This window comes from Oleiphilus sp. HI0125, from assembly GCF_001635355.1.
The window spans coordinates 1-636 of sequence record NZ_LWGF01001350.1 but is presented as its reverse complement, the minus strand read 5'-3'; the positions used below and the strand labels follow the sequence as shown (position 1 = coordinate 636).

The following is a 636-nucleotide window of genomic DNA, read 5'->3' as shown; positions in this document are numbered from 1 at the left end:
CAGCACTTGCTAAATCGGCAGGACAACGAACACTAAACACATCCGACAATTGCTCCCAAGGAGGATTGACCGTGTTTTCTAACATAAATTCCGTGAACGCAACGACTTTTGAAGGTGGTTCGCGACGGCTCGGGTATACCATATAAAACGTTCTTTCTTGGAAAGGCGTATCTTGCAGCAATAATTTCAATTTACCGGCTCGCACATCATCAGCAATGAGTAGCTGTGGAACAGCACCGATGCCATAGTGCTCAAGAACAAGTCGCTGGATCAACTCAACATCGTTAGCAATCATACGAGATTGAATGTTCGGCGCTTCAATTTGGTTTTTACCCTGCAATACCCATTCAAATTCTGGGTGAGTAATACACGTATGCTCTTTCAGATCTTCAATTGATTTGGGGATGCCATTTTTAGCCAGATATTCAGGTGTTGCACATAATGATAAACGTGCAGTGCCAAGATTTCGTGCGACAAGGCTAGAATCTTCTAAGGGGCCAATTCGAAACGCAATATCAATTTCTTCATCGAGCATATCCAAAGGTTTGTTATCAGAGATAATCTCAAGATTGACCTTTGGATACATCTCAGAAAAGCGCTTCAGAATATCAATAAAGAACGGAACTCCGAAAGCTA

1 protein-coding gene is annotated in these 636 nt (G+C 42.3%); it reads right to left on the bottom strand.

Annotation, left to right across the window (positions count from 1 at the left end; translation table 11 throughout):
• Positions 1 to 636, bottom strand: a 636-nt coding sequence (locus tag A3762_RS23115) for a substrate binding domain-containing protein (protein ID WP_197469524.1), incomplete at both ends; no start/stop codon positions are given.